Here is a 17,323-nt window from a genome sequence, read left to right as displayed (position 1 = left end):
TCTTTTTTCTATTCTCTTTTTTCTAAATTCTCACATCTAAATAATTGTGCTCTGCCCCATGTGGATGTTCTTAAAATTGCGATTGGTATCATCAGGATGGGTTAAGAAATCTGCGATAAAATCGCCCACTTTTGAAGTGGAAAAAGGTTTTTCAGGGTTGATATCGCCGGTCGTTATGCCTAATTCCAGAGATTTTTCAACTGCTTTTTCAATCGCGTCTGCTTCTTTATGCAGATCCAGATGACGCAACATCATCGCTGCTGAAAGAATGGAGGCTAGCGGATTAGCCATGTTTTTACCGGTTGCCTGAGGGAACGAGCCGTGAATAGGCTCAAACATTCCTACCGTGCTGCCCACCGAAGCAGAAGCCAGTAAACCAATAGAACCACCTATCACCGAAGCTTCGTCTGAAATGATATCACCAAACAGGTTTTCGGTAAGGATCACGTCAAACTGACTCGGGTTTAAGATCATTTGCATCGCCGCGTTGTCTACAAACAGGAAGTCGAGTTCCACATCGTCGTATTCTTTGGCGATTTCGGTAACGGTTTTTCTCCACAGGCGTGAAGTTTCCAAAACGTTAGCCTTATCAACCAGCGTTAATTTTTTTCTTCGGTTTTGAGCTTCCTTAAAAGCCAAATGTGCGATACGGCTTATTTCTTCTACCGAATAGGAGCAGCCATCAGTGGCTACCTGACCGTCTTCGCTAAGGTGTTTATCCCCAAAGTAAATTCCGCCGGTCAATTCGCGATAGATCGAAATATCAGTCCCCTGAATGATTTCTTTTTTAAGCGGAGAACGATCAATCAACCGGTCAAAAGCCTTTACCGGTCTGATGTTGCAAAAAAGTCCGAGCGATTTTCTAAGCTTTAATAGGCCTTGTTCAGGTCTTATTTTAGCTGAAGGGTCGTTGTCGTATTTAGGATGCCCAATAGCACCAAACAATACCGCATCACTGTTTTTACACAGCTCAATCGTCTCATCGGGCAGCGGATTTCCGGTCTGGTCAATCGCGATAGCTCCCACGGGAGCTTTGGTAAACTTAAACGTATGATCGTAAACGTCTGCAATGGCATCCAAAGCTTTAACCGCCTGATCTGTGACCTCCGGCCCAATTCCATCACCTGCTAAAAGAGCTATATTAAATTTCATAATAGTTACTTATTTATAAAACATTTTGGTTGACTGTCTGAGTAACTTGAGTCTTCGACAGGCTCAGACTGACAACATATTTTTAGAAGCTGCGCTCGCGCTCGAAAGCTTCGATTTTATCTTTTTTACTGATTAAAAAGTCGATGTCGTCATAGCCGTTAATCATACACACCTTTTTATACGGGTCTATCTCAAATTCCAGTTCGCCTGCGGGAGAGCTGAGGATTTGATTTTCCAGATCTACAGTGAGTTTGGTTTCCGGTTTTTCCTTTATGGTTTGAAGCAAATCCTTTAAATATTCGGGAGTTACCTGAATAGGAAGAATCCCGTTGTTTAGCGCGTTTCCTTTAAAGATATCTGCGAAAAAGCTGCTGATCACCACTTTAAAACCATAGCCTGCAATCGCCCAGGCCGCGTGCTCCCGGCTTGACCCGCAACCAAAGTTGTCTCCTGCGACGAGGATTGAACCGCTGTACGTAGGATCATTCAATACAAAATCCGGATTTTTATTGCCTTCGTGATCGTATCTCCAGTCTCTAAACACATTGTCTCCAAAGCCCTGCTTATCGGTAGACTTTAAGAAACGTGCGGGTATAATCTGATCTGTATCTATATTTTCAATAGGTAAGGGGACTGCGGTATCGGTAATTTTTCTGAACTTTTCCATTTTAATTCAATTGTTTGGTAATGTCTGTGATTTTTCCGGCAACGGCGGTGGCTGCTGCCATAAGCGGACTCGCTAAAATGGTACGGGCGCCCTGTCCCTGTCTTCCTTCAAAATTTCGGTTTGAGGTAGAAACGCAATATTCGCCTTCCGGGATTTTATCGTCGTTCATCGCTAAACAGGCCGAGCAGCCGGGCTGTCTGAGGGCAAAACCGGCTTCGGTAAATACTTTATCCAGCCCTTCTTCTACCAACTGTTTAGCAACTTGTTGTGATCCGGGAACCAGCCACGCGTTTACGTTAGCTGCTTTTTGTTTGCCTTTCACGTAGTTTGCCGCAATGCGGAAGTCTTCAATACGCGAATTGGTACAACTGCCTATAAACACATAATTAATGGGTTTATCGATCAGACTTTCACCTTTTTTGAAATTCATATAAGCCAAAGCCTTCTCGAGGTTGACATCATCCTTATCCGGAATTCTTCCGGTTACTTTGATTCCCATTCCCGGATTGGTTCCGTAGGTAACCATAGGCTCGATGTCTGCCGCATCAAAGGAGTATTCCTTATCAAAAACCGCATCCGCATCGGTAGGAAGCGTCTTCCAGTATTCCAGTTTTTGTTCCCACTCGGCACTTTCAGGCGCAAATTCACGCCCTTTTACGTAGTCAAACGTAGTCTGGTCCGGAGCGATCATTCCCCCACGGGCACCCATTTCGATACTCATATTACAGACGGTCATACGCCCTTCCATAGACATTTCTTCAAAAACGTTTCCGGCGTACTCGCAGAAATATCCGGTACCGGCGTTGGTTCCTATTTGCGAGATCACATAAAGGATTACGTCTTTAGGCAGTACATTGGGTTTTAATTTTCCGTTTACATTCACCCGAAGACTTTTCGGCTTGGTCAATAACAAGCACTGGCTTGCAAAAACCTGCGCCACCTGGCTGGTACCAATTCCAAAAGCAATCGTACCAAACGCCCCGTGCGTAGAGGTGTGGCTGTCGCCGCAAACCATCGTCATTCCGGGCTGGGTGATCCCAAGCTCGGGAGCCATCACGTGTACAATTCCGTTGTATTTATGTCCCAATCCGTAAAGCGTGATGCCGTGTTTTTCGCAGTTTTCAGTAAGTTGTTTCAACTGATTTCTAGAAAGCAAATCGCGCACGGGTAAGTGCTGATCTACTGTAGGGGTGTTGTGGTCTGCTGTTGCCACAATCTGATCGGGACGTGCCACAGGGATACCGCGCTCTTCAAGCTCTGAAAAAGCCTGCGGACTCGTTACCTCGTGAATAAGATGTTTGTCTATATACAATACCTGCGGGCCGTTAGGCACGGTGTCAACCACGTGCGCGTCCCATACTTTGTCAAATAAAGTTTTTCCTGCCATTTTAATGCAATTGGTTCTCTCGAACTTTTGGTGTTTATTGGCAAAGTCAAAGGTTTTAATACCTCGAGGGTTGCCGCTAAATTGAAAAATTTGTTTTAATGAATTCCTTTTGGGCTTGTCGCAAGGTTTCTATTCAAAAAATAAGGATTCTAAACGAAGAATCCTTATTTAAACTATTAATTTATAATGTATTAAGCTTCTACCTGAGCCTGAATATTTGCGACTTTCATAATCTCGTGAATGTCTTCATCATGAATTTCCTTCTGTTTGTCTGCAAAGCTAAGAAAGACATCGTAAACTTCGTCTAATTGTAGCTTGGTTAACTCGTATCCTACTTTTTTAGAGCGGTAAGCCAAAGCAGCGCGGCCACTACGCGCAGTAAGAACAATCGCGCTTTCGGTTACACCTACTTCTTCAGGATCCATAATTTCGTAAGTCTCGCGGTTTTTGATCACGCCGTCCTGGTGAATACCCGAACTGTGAGCAAAAGCATTTGAACCTACCACAGCTTTGTTAGGCTGTACCGGCATTCCCATCTTGTCGCTTACCATCTTACTGGTATCCCACAACAAACGCGAATTGATACCCGTATCCAAACCTAAATCGGGGTGCTGACGCAGGATCATCACTACTTCTTCAAGAGCCGTGTTACCGGCACGCTCGCCAATACCGTTGATGGTACATTCAATCTGGCGCGCACCATTAATCACCCCTGCAATGGAGTTTGCAGTTGCAAGCCCCAGGTCGTTATGACAATGGCAGGAAAGAATCGCTTTCTCAATGCCTTTTACGTTCTCTTTAAGGTATTTCATTTTTGCCCCGTATTCTTCCGGAAGGCAATATCCCGTTGTATCCGGAATATTCAATACCGTAGCACCGGCCTTAATAGCAACTTCGCAAACACGAGCCAGATATTCATTGTCGGTACGACCGGCATCTTCTGCGTAAAACTCTACATCTTCCACAAAAGTTTTGGCGTAAGCCACCGCATCATAAGCGCGTTTAATAATCTCCTCGCGGTTAGACTTAAACTTGTATTGAATGTGTGAGTCACTGGTGCCAATACCGGTGTGAATACGCGGTCTTACAGCATATTTGAGCGCTTCTGCAGCTACTTCAATGTCTTTTTTAACGGCGCGGGTAAGGCCACAAACCGTAGCATTTTTTACTAAACGGGCGATTTCTTCAACAGATTTAAAATCCCCGGGGCTTGAGATCGGGAAGCCGGCCTCAATAACATCGACGCCCAGCAGGTCGAGACGTTCTGCAATAATCAGCTTTTGCTGGGTGTCTAATTTGCAGCCGGGAACCTGTTCCCCGTCTCTTAATGTGGTGTCAAAAATCTGGACTTTGTTATCAGTCATAATGCTTTTTTTCTCAATTTAAGTGTGAATATAGATATTGGTAGTACTTTTGATGTAACCTACGGCAGAAAACCTACGATGTTTAATTAATTTTGTCGTTATTCAAATTGTTGATATTCAGTTTTTTATGCGTAAAATCATTACAACAGCAAATGATTCAAAAGATTCACTTTATGTTTTGATCAAGTCGTTGTCCAAGTCCGAAAAGCGTCAGTTCAAGCTTTACGTGGGCCGTCTGGATGGAAATGCAGATTCTAAGTATTTGCAGCTTTTCAATCTGCTCGACAAAATGAATTCGTATGATGAAAACGAGATTTTTAAAAACAACATCGTTAAGAAGCAACAGCTTTCTAACCTGAAAGCGCACCTCTATAAACAGATTCTCATTTCGCTTCGCTTAAGCCCTGCGCATCAGAATATACGCGTGCAAATACGGGAACAGCTTGATTTTGCTACTGTTTTGTACCAAAAAGGACTTTACCAGCAAAGCCTGAAACTCCTCGAGAAGGCTAAGCATATGGCAATTGAAAACGAAGAGAAAAACGTTGCCTATGAGATTGTCGAGCTCGAAAAGGTAATTGAGACGCAATACATCACACGCAGTATGAGTACGCGCGCCGAAGAATTGGCGCAGGAAGCTAAATCCTTAAGTCGGCAAAATCTCATGACCAGCAAATTATCCAATCTGTCTTTGCAGTTGTACGGATTGATGCTGAAAACCGGTTATGTGCGTAGTGATGCCGAAAAGCAGGAAATCACGACTTTTTTCAACAAGTCGATGCCCAAATACGATTTAAACGAACTCGGTTTTCGCGAAAAATTGTGGCTGAATAAAGCCTATTTGTGGTACAGTTTTTTGGTTCAGGACTTTTTATCCTGTTTTAAATACGCCACGCGCTATGTAGAGCTTTTTGAGGAAAGTCCGGCGATGATTGCCCGAAACCCCGTTTTTTATCTGAAAGGGAATCATTATTTGCTCGAATCGCTGTTTTTTCTGAAACACCATACTAAATTTCAGGAAAGTCTGGAGCGGCTTGAAGCGCGTCTGGCTTCTGATGATTTCCCCACTAGCGATAATCTGGATATTCTGGAGTTTCTTTACGTCTATTCCCACAAGCTGAATCTTAAATTTATGGTGGGGGATTTCAGTACCGATGATGGTCTGATTACCAAAATTGAGAAGTACCTCAAGCAAAACGGTCAGCGTATGGATGAGCATCACATTATGGTGTTTTACTATAAGATTGCCAGTTTGTATTTCGGCAACGGACAGCACAAAAAATGCATCGAGTATTTAGGGAAAATCATCAACAATAAATCGCTCAAGATGCGTGAGGATTTGATGTGCTTTGCACGAATTCTGAACTTGGTGGCGCATTATGAAGCGGGTATGGATTATCATTTGGAAACCCTGCTGAAGAGTACTTACAAATTCCTGATTAAGATGGATGATCTGCACGAGGTTCAGAAAGAGATGATCAAATTTTTAAGGAATTTGGGCGAAATATTCCCCGGAGAACTTAAAGCCGAATTTAAAAAGCTGCGGAGCAGACTCGAGGTGTATGAGGAAGATCCTTATGAACGTCGCGCTTTCCTGTATCTTGATATTTTATCCTGGCTTGACAGTCGTATTGAAAACCGCCCGGTAGCTGAAATCATTCGGGAAAAGGCCTTGTTGTTGAATAGGTAGATTTAGATTTTAGAATAAAGAGTAGAGAATAAAGAAAAAAGAGCAGAGATGAAAAGTGAAAAGTGAAAAGTGAAAAGTGAAAAGTGAAAAGTGAAAAGTGAAAAGTGAAAAGTGAAAAGTGAAAAGTGAAAAGTGAAAAGTGAAAAGTGAAAAGTGAAAAGTATTTTTCATATTCAACGATTCAACGATTCAACCTTTTTAAAGCTTAAGAAACCAGAAACCAGAAACCAGAAACCCCTTCCTTTTGCCAAACCATTCCAACTCTTTTGTAAAAAATTTGCTTCAACTCAATCTGGCCATGCTTCTGGTAAGTACCAGTGGTGTTCTGGGCAGGGCGGTGACTTTGACTCCAGTGGTGACTATTGGTCTGAGAGCCTTACTGGCGGTAGGATTTCTTGTGCTGTTTTTAAAGTGGAAAAGCATCTCGTTTAAAATTGAAAAGGAAGACCGGTTACAGGTAATACTGGGCGGAATTTTAATGGGAATTCACTGGGTGGCATATTTTAAAGCGCTGCAGCTGAGTAATGTCGCTATTGGCATGCTCACTATTTTTACCTATCCGGCTTTGACGAGTATTCTCGAACCCCTGATTCTACGATTACCTTTTCAAAAAATACACTTGTTTCTGGGTCTTTTGGTTCTAGCCGGAATCGCGTTTTTAATCCCCGATCTGGATTTTGAAAATCAATACACAGAGGCCGTTGCTTATGGTTTGGGTTCGGCATTGGCCTATGCCTTGCGGAATATTTTGATGAAAAAACAAGTAGCCCGTTACCACGGCAGTTTGTTGATGATGTATCAGGCCTTGATTATTGGGGTGGCTCTGCTTCCGTTTAGCACTCAGGTTTCTTCTGAAGCTTTATTGGAAAATAGCATCTGGATTCTGGCTTTGGCTTTGCTGACTACAGCTTTAGGGCATACCCTGTTTTTGCTTACGTTCCGGTATTTCTCCATCACAACTGCAAGTATCATCAGCAGCGTTCAACCGGTTTACGGGATTTTGCTGGGTATCTTATTCCTGGGAGAAGTGCCACAGGTAATGACCATTGTAGGTGGATTACTGATTATTAGTGCAGTGGTTGTAGAGAGTTTGCGCAGCGCAAAGAAAACGGGATAAGCCTTTGATCTTCTTATTCTTTTTATTCATTCTAAATTCAAATAGCTTATAGTCAGTAATTTAATTTCATTCTTTGTTTAGTTGTCTTTACATTTAAAAGAACTCTTAAAAAAATAATGTTATGGCAATCAGACTCGGAAATAGCTGTTCAAATTGTGATAATTTGACGGCATCAAGCGAATGTAAATTACACGGCGTACACGTAACGGCCGGGTATACTTGTGACAGCTTTGAAATGAAAGCAGCACTGAAAAATGATCCTAATTGTGCAAATTGCGCACGCTTTCACGGACCCACCTGTGCAAACCCCCAAAAGGCAGCACCAGAAATGCTTTGTTCACAATGGGCTCCTAATAACAATATGGCTTAAATCGTAGGTGTATTTCAGAATAATAAAAGCCCGCTATTGAGCGGGCTTTTTTATTAGCTGACGCAGGCCTTCCAGATCGCATCGTCTGCCGGAGGCGGGGCCACAAAGATCATCTCTTCTTTTTGAACCGGGTGGGTGAGCACCAGTTTTCGGGAGTGGAGGTGTATACTTCCGTCCGGATTGCTTCGGTCGAAGCCGTATTTTAAATCGCCCTTGATGGGGCAACCAATGGCCGATAATTGCGAACGAATCTGATGATGTCTGCCGGTATGCAAGTCTATTTCCAGCAGGTAATAATTATTCAGTTCCTGGATAACCTTATATTCTAAAATGCCTTTTTTACTGTCGGGCACCTCATTAATGTGACTATAGGATTTATTCTGCTTGGGATTGCGTTTTAAATAATGTACGAGGGTATCCTGAAGTTTTGGCGGCGCATTTTTCACCACAGCCCAATAGGTCTTTTTAGCTTCCTTTTGCGCAAACAATTTATTGAGTCTGGGCAATGCTTTTGATGTTCGTGAGAAAATCACAATCCCACTGGTAGGGCGGTCCAGCCGATGCACAACACCCAGATAAACCGCTCCCGGTTTGTTGTATTTCTCGCCGATATAGCTTTTGACCACCTCGCTTAACGGCTTATCGCCGGTTTTGTCACCCTGCACAATATCTCCCGCCCGCTTGTTGACCACAATGATGTGGTTGTCTTCGTAAAGAACCTGCAGGTTGTCTTTTGTACTATGGTCGGATGAATTCAATGGTATTGTTTAAGCGATTATCAGATAGTCATTTTATACCTCGAAACACTATTTGGTATTTTGTATTTCACATTTTGTATTTTTCAATACTGTTCCTCTTCATTCGGGAAGTCCACAGCTTTTACATCGGTAATGTATTGCTCAAAAGCGCCGGTCATCAGCGTATGCAAATCGAGATACCGTCTTAAAAAGCGCGGACTAAACTCCTTACTCATTCCCAGCATATCGTGCATTACCAGTACCTGCCCGTCAACCCCATTTCCGGCACCAATGCCTATAACCGGGATGGTAAGACTCTCTGCGACTTCTTTGGCCAGGGCGCTGGGCACTTTTTCAAGCACCAACGCAAAACAACCCAGTTTTTCGAGTAACAGGGCATCTTGTTTTAGTTTTTCGGCTTCTGCCTCTTCCTTAGCGCGTACGGTATAGGTGCCAAATTTATAAATAGATTGCGGAGTAAGACCCAAATGTCCCATCACCGGAATACCTGCATTCAGAATGCGTTTTACCGATTCTTTGATCTCTGAACCGCCTTCAAGTTTTAAGGCATGGCCACCGCTTTCTTTCATAATGCGTATGGCTGAGCGTAAAGCTTCTTTAGGATCACTCTGGTAGCTCCCAAAAGGTAAATCTACCACCACCAGAGAGCGCTTTATAGCCCGTATTACCGATGAAGCATGGTAAATCATTTGGTCTAAAGTAATAGGAAGTGTGGTCTCGTGCCCGGCCATCACATTAGAAGCCGAATCACCCACCAAAATCACGTCAATACCGGCACGGTCTACAATTTTGGCCATGGTGTAATCGTATGCGGTGAGCATCGCGATTTTTTCACCGTGGCTTTTCATTTCGGTAAGGGATTTTACCGTTATTCTTTTGTATTCTTTTTTTGCTGCAGACATATGCCAATTTTAAAATGCGGGTAAAAGTAGTAAATTACTCACGCATTCACCATAAAACTACACATACAGATGCGTACCGGCTTTTTAACTTTAGCATTGCTTTTTTCACTTGTTCAGGCGCAGGCTCAGTTCTTTTCTGAACCTGAGGAAGTTGTCATTGCATTCTTCAACGCTTTTCACCAGCAGGACACGCTGGCGATGCGCGAGCTTGTACACAGTCGTATCAAAATGCAATCGCTTGGTGTAAAGGACGATGCGGTACGCTTGAGTACAACAGCATTCGATGATTTTCTAAAATCTATTGCTTCCATCCCCGAAGATATGGTTTTTGAAGAGCGTATTCTGGATTACAAAACCCAATCAGACGGTCTGATGGCCAATGTGTGGACACCTTATGAATTTTACATCAATGATGAGCTGAGTCATTGTGGTGCTAACAGTTTTCAAATGCTGTTTGAAGAAGACCGCTGGAAGATTTTTTACATTGTAGACACCCGCAGGGGCGAAGGTTGCGAATAAGTTTTTGCATTTTAGAACTATTCCCTATCTTCAAACTCCCTTAGCAAGTTCCCCTATTTTAATAATTTTTAAAACCAACTTTAAAAGTGGGGCTACGCTTGTGTTTCTTTATTTTTCTGGCTGTCTGTTCAGTTTCAGAGCTGTTTTCGCAAGAAGCGAAAGACTTTACATCCTTACAGCTCGGTTTTACGGTTGACATTCGGTTTACAGATGGTTTTGACCTGGATAAAAGTTCAGTGATTTCAGACCGAGGTTTTTCGGTTTTTACCGAGACTAAAAACCAGAAACTTTCAGCATTAAAATTAAAAACTCAAACACCTTCAAGTCTTAATTACTACCTGCTCAACACAACGCAGGAGTTTGAGCAACAAATTCTTCAGGTCGATACTTCAGACCGGGCTTTTTCGGCACAGTATACCAAAGCTTACAACACCAATGTTGATGCTGCCCAAAAAGACAAACTCCTTTTTGTTTATACCCTGCGGAAAGTACCGCTCTACGATTTACGTCTTTCAAACACTACGCTTTCAGAAGCTTTTACAGATGCGGTGAAACGTTTGGGCAGAGATCTTTCGCCCGAAGGTTTTATCTCCTGGTTTGGCACGCATTACACCGATCATGTGACCTATGGCGGAATTTTTCTTACCCGAAACTTCGTTAGCAATGCAGATTTTATCAATTCGCCCTATACCGAAGACGCATTTAAAGAAGAACTTTTAAAAGAGGTTGGGCGGCAACAACGCGGCGATTCGCTTACCAATCCGTATATCAACCTGGGTCCTCCTCAGCGATTTACCCGCGGGGGTGATGTCAATGAAATCTGGGATGAGCGCTGGGCGCAGACCGTGACCAAAGCCAATGCTGTGATTTTAGATGCCAATCTGGTCGAGCTTACTAATTTGCTTTCTACTAAAAACTTTCCCGATGTTCCAGATCTGGATCACCGGCGCTACCTGCTTCAGGCTGCGATAGATCGTGCTAAAAAGCAGTCTGTTTCCTGGCAGGCGCAGGAAGAAACCTCAGATTTTTTTAAAAAATACAGTCTGCAGTTTCGGCAAAAGGTACATACGATTGTTAAAGCCAGCGAAGGCAAGGCTGAACAGCAGCAAGGCACAGACTACATCGGCGATTTGTTCTACGGCAGTTTTAATGCCCGTGGCGAACCTATGCGTACTGCAGCTTTGATCGAATATCAGGGTATTGACCTTAACACCCTGCTCACCGATGAAGAAATTACATTAAATAAAGTATTGGATTTTACGATTTCACCGGAAGAATTAAAAGCGGCTTACGTAAGCGTTTGGGACGATACCAAAAAGCTCGAGAAAGGGCAGGGGCGCACAAGGCTTTTTGTCTCCGGTCCGCCCGAAGCCCACGCGTATTTTAAAGATGCCCTGGTGGGAGTGGTGCAAAAAGAAGTGGAAATTACAACCATTGACGGCGATGTGTTTAAAATAACCTACAGTCTTGAGCAGCAAAAAGCACAGCAGCCTCTGGGCTCGCGACCCAACTCCTATAATTATGCGTTGAGTTCAGAAGTAGTGTCGGCTGCGGCCCGCGGAGATCTTGATTTGTTGCGGGATTTGTATTTTCAGGGGGTTTCTACGCGAACTGAGGCCGTGGTAAAAGCGGCTGTTCAAAATTTTGACGATGCGCAGGTGCTCAATACCATTTTTGATTTTGGAGTACAACCCACCACCGAAGATCTGGATGTGGCTTTTGATCCTGAGGTATTCAGCAAAGCGAAAGCACTCACCTTGCTGGAGCGGGGCGCTAAGCCAAAAAACAATATGATTTACAAGGCGGTTGCTTATCAGGAGCCCGAGGTGATTTACGCACTGCTGCGTGAAGGTGCAGAACCGCGCAATAATGATGTGGCCTTTGCTGTAGAACTCAACAATTATGAAGTGACTAAAGCATTGATGAGTCTGGAGTATGCCGAATTTAAAGCAGATGGCGAAATGCTCGCTCTGGCGGTTACCAACGCAGACACCTCCCTTACCGAAAAGTTTATTGATTATGGGGCTGTTGCAGACCCGCGCATTCTGAAGCTGGCTACCGGGACTAAAAATCAGGAGGTAATTGACCGCGTTAAAGCGGTAACCCCGGCTTCTGCCGAAGCGCTTGAAGTGGTTGCAGATGCCAGTGACACTTCTTTATTCCGTTATTTTCTGGAAAAGGAGAAAGTGCCTGTTACCGATGCGGTGTTAAGCAGTTCGATCTTAAATGACAATCTGGAGCTTTTAGGGTTGGCTTTAGACGCCGGTGGTTCGGCCAATTTCGCGCTATCGAAATCTATTTTAGAAAAGAATACGCCGGCCGTAAGGCTCAGTCTTAAAAAAGGAGCGCAGGCAGACCCTGTTTTTGAGTATGCATTGAATACCCAGGATTTCGATCTGTTTCAAGATGCTTTGGATGACTTTTCCGGGAATCCGCAGCTTGCGTTGAGTAAGGCGGTAGCGGCTAACAATCTGGATTTTTCGGCTTATGTGCTTAAAAAGAATAAGAATGAGGTCGATGCCGATACGCAGGTGGCACTGGCTGCAAGTAATGAAAACCTTGAGCTGGTTAAGCTTTTGGTTACCAATGATGCGAGGCCACAAACGGCACTTGAAGAATCTGTGAGTATTGGCAGTGTGCCCATCACGCAGTTTTTAATAGGGCAGGGGGCTTCGGTTAAAAACCCCGAGCTCATACGCAGGGCTGTTAAGGCCGAAAATGTTGCGCTGGCCGGAGTGCTTTTAGATACCAAAGAAATTGATCCTGATGCGATTATGCTCGACCTTATTCAGCTTAAAAATCAAAAACTGATAGATCAAAATCTATCCTATGGCGCCCGCGTGGATGCTGCTGCTTTGCGTACCGCTTTAGACACCAAAGAGGACAGTTTGGCACTCAATCTCTTACAACAGGCAGATGCAGAATTGATTACCAAAAGCCTGTTGTTCAACGCTGTTAAGAACGAGCTGACGGCGGCCACACGTTATTTGATAGTACAACTTCAAAATCCTGATTATGCTTTGCAGGCGGCTTTTGAAGTAAAAAATACTGAAGCTTTAAAACTGGCCTTAGAATTGGGTGCCAAACCCCAAAATCAGGATCTCATCACCGCGGTAAAAGCCCATTTTAACGAGGCGTTGCAACCTCTTATTGAAGCGGGACTCGATCCTACGGTGACCGATAACGAGGCCAACTCGCTTCTGCATTTTGTAGCGTATCGCTATGATGACGGTGATGTGCGTCTTATTGAAAAGCTGGTGGAAGCCGGTGTTGATGTAAACGCCAGGAACGAGATCGGAGAAACCCCATTGCATTGGGCTGCAAAAGCAGGAATGGATGGTGCGGAGTCGGTTAAAACCCTTTTGCGTCTTGGCGCCCTGCCCGAAGCGCGAACCTCAAAGCGTCAAAGCGTACTCGATTATGCTGAAGACCGCGTGATGCGTCAATTGCTGAAAACTACAAGTGTGCGCTAGCAATCACTCATGGCCACATTAATCGCCAGGCCACCCTCACTGGTCTCCTTATATTTAGAATTCATGTCTTTGGCAGTCTGCCACATGGTCTCAATCACCTTGTCCAGAGGTACTTTCGCATTACGGGCATCGGTGTCCAGAGCCATTTCGCAGGCGTTAATAGCTTTAATGGCACCCATCGCATTGCGTTCAATACAGGGAATTTGCACGAGTCCGCCAATAGGATCACAGGTAAGCCCCAGGTGATGCTCCATCGCGATTTCGCTGGCCATAAGCACCTGCTCGGGAGAACCTCCCATCAATTCGGTGAGTGCACCGGCTGCCATTGCACTCGATACGCCAATTTCGGCCTGACAACCGCCCATCGCTGCCGAGATGGTCGCTCCTTTTTTAAACAGGCTACCAATTTCACCGGCGACGAGCATAAACTGGCGTACATCTTCAAAATTGGCATCGTGATTTTCGATTACCATATAATACATCATCACGGCAGGAATCACCCCGGCGCTACCATTTGTAGGCGCCGTAACCACACGGCCCAGCGATGCGTTTACCTCGTTAACGGCAAGTGCAAAGCAGGAAACCCATTTCAGAATCTGTCTGAACTTCACTTCGGTGCCGCGAATGGCGGTAATCCACTCTTCGGCGTTGGAGTAGGACGAGTCGCCAATAAGGGTTTTATGTGTATCAAAGGCTCTGCGGCGTACGTTGAGACCACCCGGAAGCTTTCCTTCGGTGTGACAACCCGTGTACATCGAATCGAGCATCACATTCCAGATGTCTTTCAGGCGTGAGTTGATTTCCTCCTCACTGCGCAGGGATTTTTCGTTAGCCAAAACCAGCTCCGAAATTTTAAGCTTGTGTTCCGCACAAAACGCCAAAAGTTCTTTACCCGATTGAACAGGATAGGGAAACTCTTTCAGTTTTTGCTGCTGCTTTTTACTGTTTAAACGTTCTTTCTGAACCACAAAGCCGCCGCCGATGGAGTAGTAGGTCTCTGAATTGCGTTTTCCGCTGGAAAGCTGTGCGCGAAACGTGATTCCGTTAGGGTGAAACTCTTTAAATTTTTTATTGAAAACGATTTGCTCGGAAGGATTGAATGCAATTTCCCGCTCCGAATTGAGCAGCAACAGATTTTTAGTTTTAATGCGTTCGGTAATCTGGGGAATCTCTTCCACCGGAAACTGTTGCGGGTCTAAACCTTCAAGACCCAGTAAAACGGCTATGTCTGTAGCATGGCCTTTACCGGTGAGCGAGAGAGAGCCGTAAAGTTCTACCTGGATTTCGCTTACCTGATCAAAGTGACCTTTGTCTTTTAGCTTCTCAATCCACCGCATTGCTGCCCGCCAGGGACCGAGCGTGTGAGAGCTTGAAGGACCAACGCCTATCTTCAACATATCAAAAACACTGATGCTTTCAATCTTACGCATAACTTCAATTTGGGTCGCTAAGTTAGGTTTTTTTGAAGAGCTCAGCGCTGTTTCTATGGGCTGTTAATTAACAGGATTATTTCCAATAAAATGGATTATTTCCATATTTTTGAATTATGGAATTTGATTTTGTAGCCCCAATAACAGTACCCGATGAGGTTCATCAGGCCGGAACCTCAGATCAGACCGGTTTTCCGAGTCCGGCAACGCATTACCTCGAAAGTCGTATTGACCTTAATCGTATACTTACGAAAAACCGGGATGCCACCTTTTTTATTCGGGTAAAGGGCGATGGGTATCGCGAGCACCACATCCTGGATCGGGATGTGCTTATCGTGGACCGCTCGCTTACCTCACGCGCAGGCAAGTTGGCCGTTGTGGTCGAGGACGGAAACTTTAAAATCGAACGTCTGGCCTCATACCCCAAAGACCGCAAGGAACTCACGCTTTGGGGAATGATTACGTTCATCATTCACGATGTCGCATGATTGCTTTAGTAGATTGCAACAGTTTTTACGCTTCGTGCGAACAGGTTTTCAGGCCTGACTTGTGGGGCAAGCCTGTGGTTGTGCTCAGCAATAACGACGGTTGTGTGATCGCGGCTAATAAGGAAGCCAAAGCCCTAACCGAAATACCGATGTTTGAACCGGTTTTTAAAATCAAAAAACTGCTGATTGAAAACCGGGTTGAGTTCTTTTCGTCAAACTATACCCTGTATGGCGAAATGTCTCAGCGGGTGATGAATACACTGAAACTCTTCTCGCCGCAGGTAGAGATTTACAGTATTGATGAGTCTTTTGTAGATCTGGCGAATATGCGTTTTGTAGATCTGCGCCAGCACGGTGTAAACATCAAGGAAACTATTTTCAGGCATACGGGCTTACCCGTAGGTGTAGGGATCGCTCCCACCAAGGTTTTGGCAAAGCTGGCCAACAAGATGGCTAAAAAAATAAAGAAGTACGACCATGTATGCGTTTTGGATACGCAGGAGAAATGTATACAGGCACTCCAGGCAGCCGAACTCAAGGATGTTTGGGGAATCGGGAAAAAGCACCGGCAGCGATTGCACAACAGGGGGATTTTTAAGGCCTATGATTTTGCTTACGGCGTTTCGGTAGACTGGGTGCGTAAACATATGACTGTGGTTGGTGAGCGCATTTGGCGGGAATTGCGGGGCGAATCCTGCCTATCACTCGAGATGCTGCCCCGGGCTAAAAAGGCCATTGGTACTGCAAAATCCTTTGGATCTAAACTGACCAGTCTCGATCTGATTGAAGAAGCCTGTGCCTATTATATTGCTGAGGTAAGCGAAGTGTTGCGCAAGCAGCATTCGTGTGCGCAGTACGTTCAGGTGTTTTTACAAACCAATTACCACAGCGAGCGCGACAAGCAGTATTCTAAGAGTGTGACGGTCACTTTGCCTACTGCCTCAAACAATACCTATATACTTACCCGGGAGGCCAAAAAGGCCCTGCACAGCATCTACAAACCCGGTTACCGCTACAAAAAAGTAGGAGTGAATCTGTGCGGACTCATTCCTCAGGAATATGTACAGACCAGTCTTTTTGATGCCGAAATTCCGGCCTTCCGGTCTGATCTGATGAAAATCATAGACAAGATCAACCAGAAGTTTGGGAAATCAACGGTGTCTTCAGCTTTGGTAGGTAACCGAATGAATCAGTGGGAATTGATTAAAAAGGATCGAAGTCCGCGGTACACGACGCAGTGGGGTGAGCTGCTTACGATTGATGCGGGTTAGATTTTAGATGGTAGAGGTGAGACTTTAGACTAAAGAGAAAAGACGAAAGACAAAATTGGAAATTAGAAATACAAAATCTGGAAACTTAAAAGAAGACCTTGAATTTTGGACTTTAAATTTAGGATGCCGGAGTCATTTCGACCGTTAGGGAGAAATCGCATTAGCCGGTTTGCAATACGAAGTACAATTAGAATCAGGAATACAAAATCTGGAAGTTTGAAATAAGACCTTGAATTTTGGACTTTAAATTTAGGAAGCCGGAGTCATTTGGAGCGTTAACTTTTGAAAATAGGAGGTGCGAAATCACAATACAAAATACAAAGTACGAAATGGGAAATGAGAAATGAGTATTACAGAATTCATCTTGAATTTTCAATTTTGAATGCTCTAGTCATTTCGACCGCTAGGGAGAAATCGTATTAGTCGGTTTGCAATGCGAAGCACAATTAGAATCAGGAATATAAAATCTGGAAGTTTGAAACTAGACCTTGAATTTTGGACTTTAAATTTAGGAAGCCGGAGTCATTTGGAGCGTTAACTTTTGAAAATAGGAGGTGCGAAATCACAATACAAAATACAAAGTACGAAATGGGAAATGAGAAATGAGTTGTAAGCTTCCCCTAAAACCGAACTGTTTAGAAGTATAATAATTCTTAATTTTAAACAGTATGAGACGCAGTAAATTCACACCTACACAGATTGCAAAAATTTTAAAGGAGTTCGACAACGGTAAGA

14 protein-coding genes are annotated in these 17,323 nt (G+C 44.2%); 7 read left to right on the top strand and 7 right to left on the bottom strand.

What is annotated here, in order from left to right; genetic code table 11:
• Positions 1-36: 36 nt before the first annotated feature.
• The 4 genes from leuB to LLW17_RS13235 form a co-directional block, all read right to left on the bottom strand.
• Positions 37-1,152: a 3-isopropylmalate dehydrogenase gene (gene leuB, locus LLW17_RS13250; protein WP_228230770.1), complete on the bottom strand. Its 1,116-nt coding sequence runs from the start codon at positions 1,150-1,152 to the stop codon at positions 37-39.
• An 82-nt stretch (positions 1,153-1,234) separates the two neighbouring features.
• Positions 1,235-1,819 (bottom strand): 3-isopropylmalate dehydratase small subunit, encoded by a 585-nt coding sequence (leuD, locus tag LLW17_RS13245; RefSeq protein WP_228230769.1) that lies wholly within the window; start codon positions 1,817-1,819, stop codon positions 1,235-1,237.
• A gap of 1 nt (position 1,820) precedes the next feature.
• Positions 1,821-3,206: a 3-isopropylmalate dehydratase large subunit gene (gene leuC, locus LLW17_RS13240; RefSeq protein ID WP_228230768.1), complete on the bottom strand. Its 1,386-nt coding sequence runs from the start codon at positions 3,204-3,206 to the stop codon at positions 1,821-1,823.
• A gap of 191 nt (positions 3,207-3,397) precedes the next feature.
• Positions 3,398-4,570: a 2-isopropylmalate synthase gene (locus LLW17_RS13235; protein ID WP_228230767.1), complete on the bottom strand. Its 1,173-nt coding sequence runs from the start codon at positions 4,568-4,570 to the stop codon at positions 3,398-3,400.
• Between the two features lie 127 nt (positions 4,571-4,697).
• On the opposite strand from LLW17_RS13235, the gene LLW17_RS13230 reads away from it, so the two are divergent.
• From LLW17_RS13230 to LLW17_RS13220, 3 genes are all read left to right on the top strand, one after another.
• Entirely contained in the window at positions 4,698-6,260 is a 1,563-nt protein-coding gene (locus tag LLW17_RS13230; RefSeq protein WP_228230766.1) for a hypothetical protein, read from the top strand.
• 244 nt (positions 6,261-6,504) lie between these two features.
• A complete protein-coding gene (locus LLW17_RS13225) occupies positions 6,505-7,377 on the top strand; it encodes a DMT family transporter (RefSeq protein WP_350355213.1) in 873 nt (290 codons plus the stop codon).
• Positions 7,378-7,498: 121 nt separating this feature from the next.
• Positions 7,499-7,747: a hypothetical protein gene (locus tag LLW17_RS13220; protein WP_228230765.1), complete on the top strand. Its 249-nt coding sequence runs from the start codon at positions 7,499-7,501 to the stop codon at positions 7,745-7,747.
• A 53-nt stretch (positions 7,748-7,800) separates the two neighbouring features.
• Here the strand turns inward: LLW17_RS13220 and LLW17_RS13215 are convergent, their stop codons facing one another.
• Both LLW17_RS13215 and panB read right to left on the bottom strand, forming a co-directional pair.
• Positions 7,801-8,505: an RluA family pseudouridine synthase gene (locus tag LLW17_RS13215; RefSeq protein WP_228230764.1), complete on the bottom strand. Its 705-nt coding sequence runs from the start codon at positions 8,503-8,505 to the stop codon at positions 7,801-7,803.
• An 83-nt stretch (positions 8,506-8,588) separates the two neighbouring features.
• Positions 8,589-9,407 carry a 3-methyl-2-oxobutanoate hydroxymethyltransferase gene (gene panB / locus LLW17_RS13210; RefSeq protein ID WP_228230763.1) on the bottom strand — a complete coding sequence of 273 codons (819 nt, stop codon included), beginning with the start codon at positions 9,405-9,407 and terminating at the stop codon, positions 8,589-8,591.
• A gap of 69 nt (positions 9,408-9,476) precedes the next feature.
• Here panB and LLW17_RS13205 point away from each other — a divergent pair, with 69 nt between their 5' ends.
• Both LLW17_RS13205 and LLW17_RS13200 read left to right on the top strand, forming a co-directional pair.
• Positions 9,477-9,926: a nuclear transport factor 2 family protein gene (locus LLW17_RS13205; protein WP_228230762.1), complete on the top strand. Its 450-nt coding sequence runs from the start codon at positions 9,477-9,479 to the stop codon at positions 9,924-9,926.
• An 86-nt stretch (positions 9,927-10,012) separates the two neighbouring features.
• Positions 10,013-13,399, top strand: a complete 3,387-nt coding sequence (locus tag LLW17_RS13200; protein ID WP_228230761.1) for an ankyrin repeat domain-containing protein — start codon at positions 10,013-10,015, stop codon at positions 13,397-13,399.
• Here the strand turns inward: LLW17_RS13200 and LLW17_RS13195 are convergent.
• A complete protein-coding gene (locus LLW17_RS13195) occupies positions 13,396-14,829 on the bottom strand; it encodes an L-serine ammonia-lyase (RefSeq protein WP_228230760.1) in 1,434 nt (477 codons plus the stop codon). The two genes, LLW17_RS13200 and LLW17_RS13195, sit on opposite strands and share 4 nt — an antisense overlap.
• A 116-nt stretch (positions 14,830-14,945) precedes the next feature.
• Here LLW17_RS13195 and LLW17_RS13190 point away from each other — a divergent pair, with 116 nt between their 5' ends.
• Together LLW17_RS13190 and LLW17_RS13185 are read left to right on the top strand one after the other, a co-directional pair.
• A complete protein-coding gene (locus tag LLW17_RS13190) occupies positions 14,946-15,317 on the top strand; it encodes a S24 family peptidase (RefSeq protein WP_228230759.1) in 372 nt (123 codons plus the stop codon).
• Positions 15,314-16,588 (top strand): Y-family DNA polymerase, encoded by a 1,275-nt coding sequence (locus LLW17_RS13185; RefSeq protein WP_228230758.1) that lies wholly within the window; start codon positions 15,314-15,316, stop codon positions 16,586-16,588. The genes LLW17_RS13190 and LLW17_RS13185 overlap by 4 nt, the downstream gene beginning before the upstream one ends.
• Positions 16,589-17,323: the final 735 nt, after the last annotated feature.

Source organism: Leeuwenhoekiella parthenopeia (assembly GCF_020782115.1).
GTDB classification, from domain to species: Bacteria; Bacteroidota; Bacteroidia; order Flavobacteriales; family Flavobacteriaceae; genus Leeuwenhoekiella; species Leeuwenhoekiella parthenopeia.
Note: the sequence above shows the minus strand (reverse complement) of the source record. Positions and strands in the feature narration are given on the sequence as shown.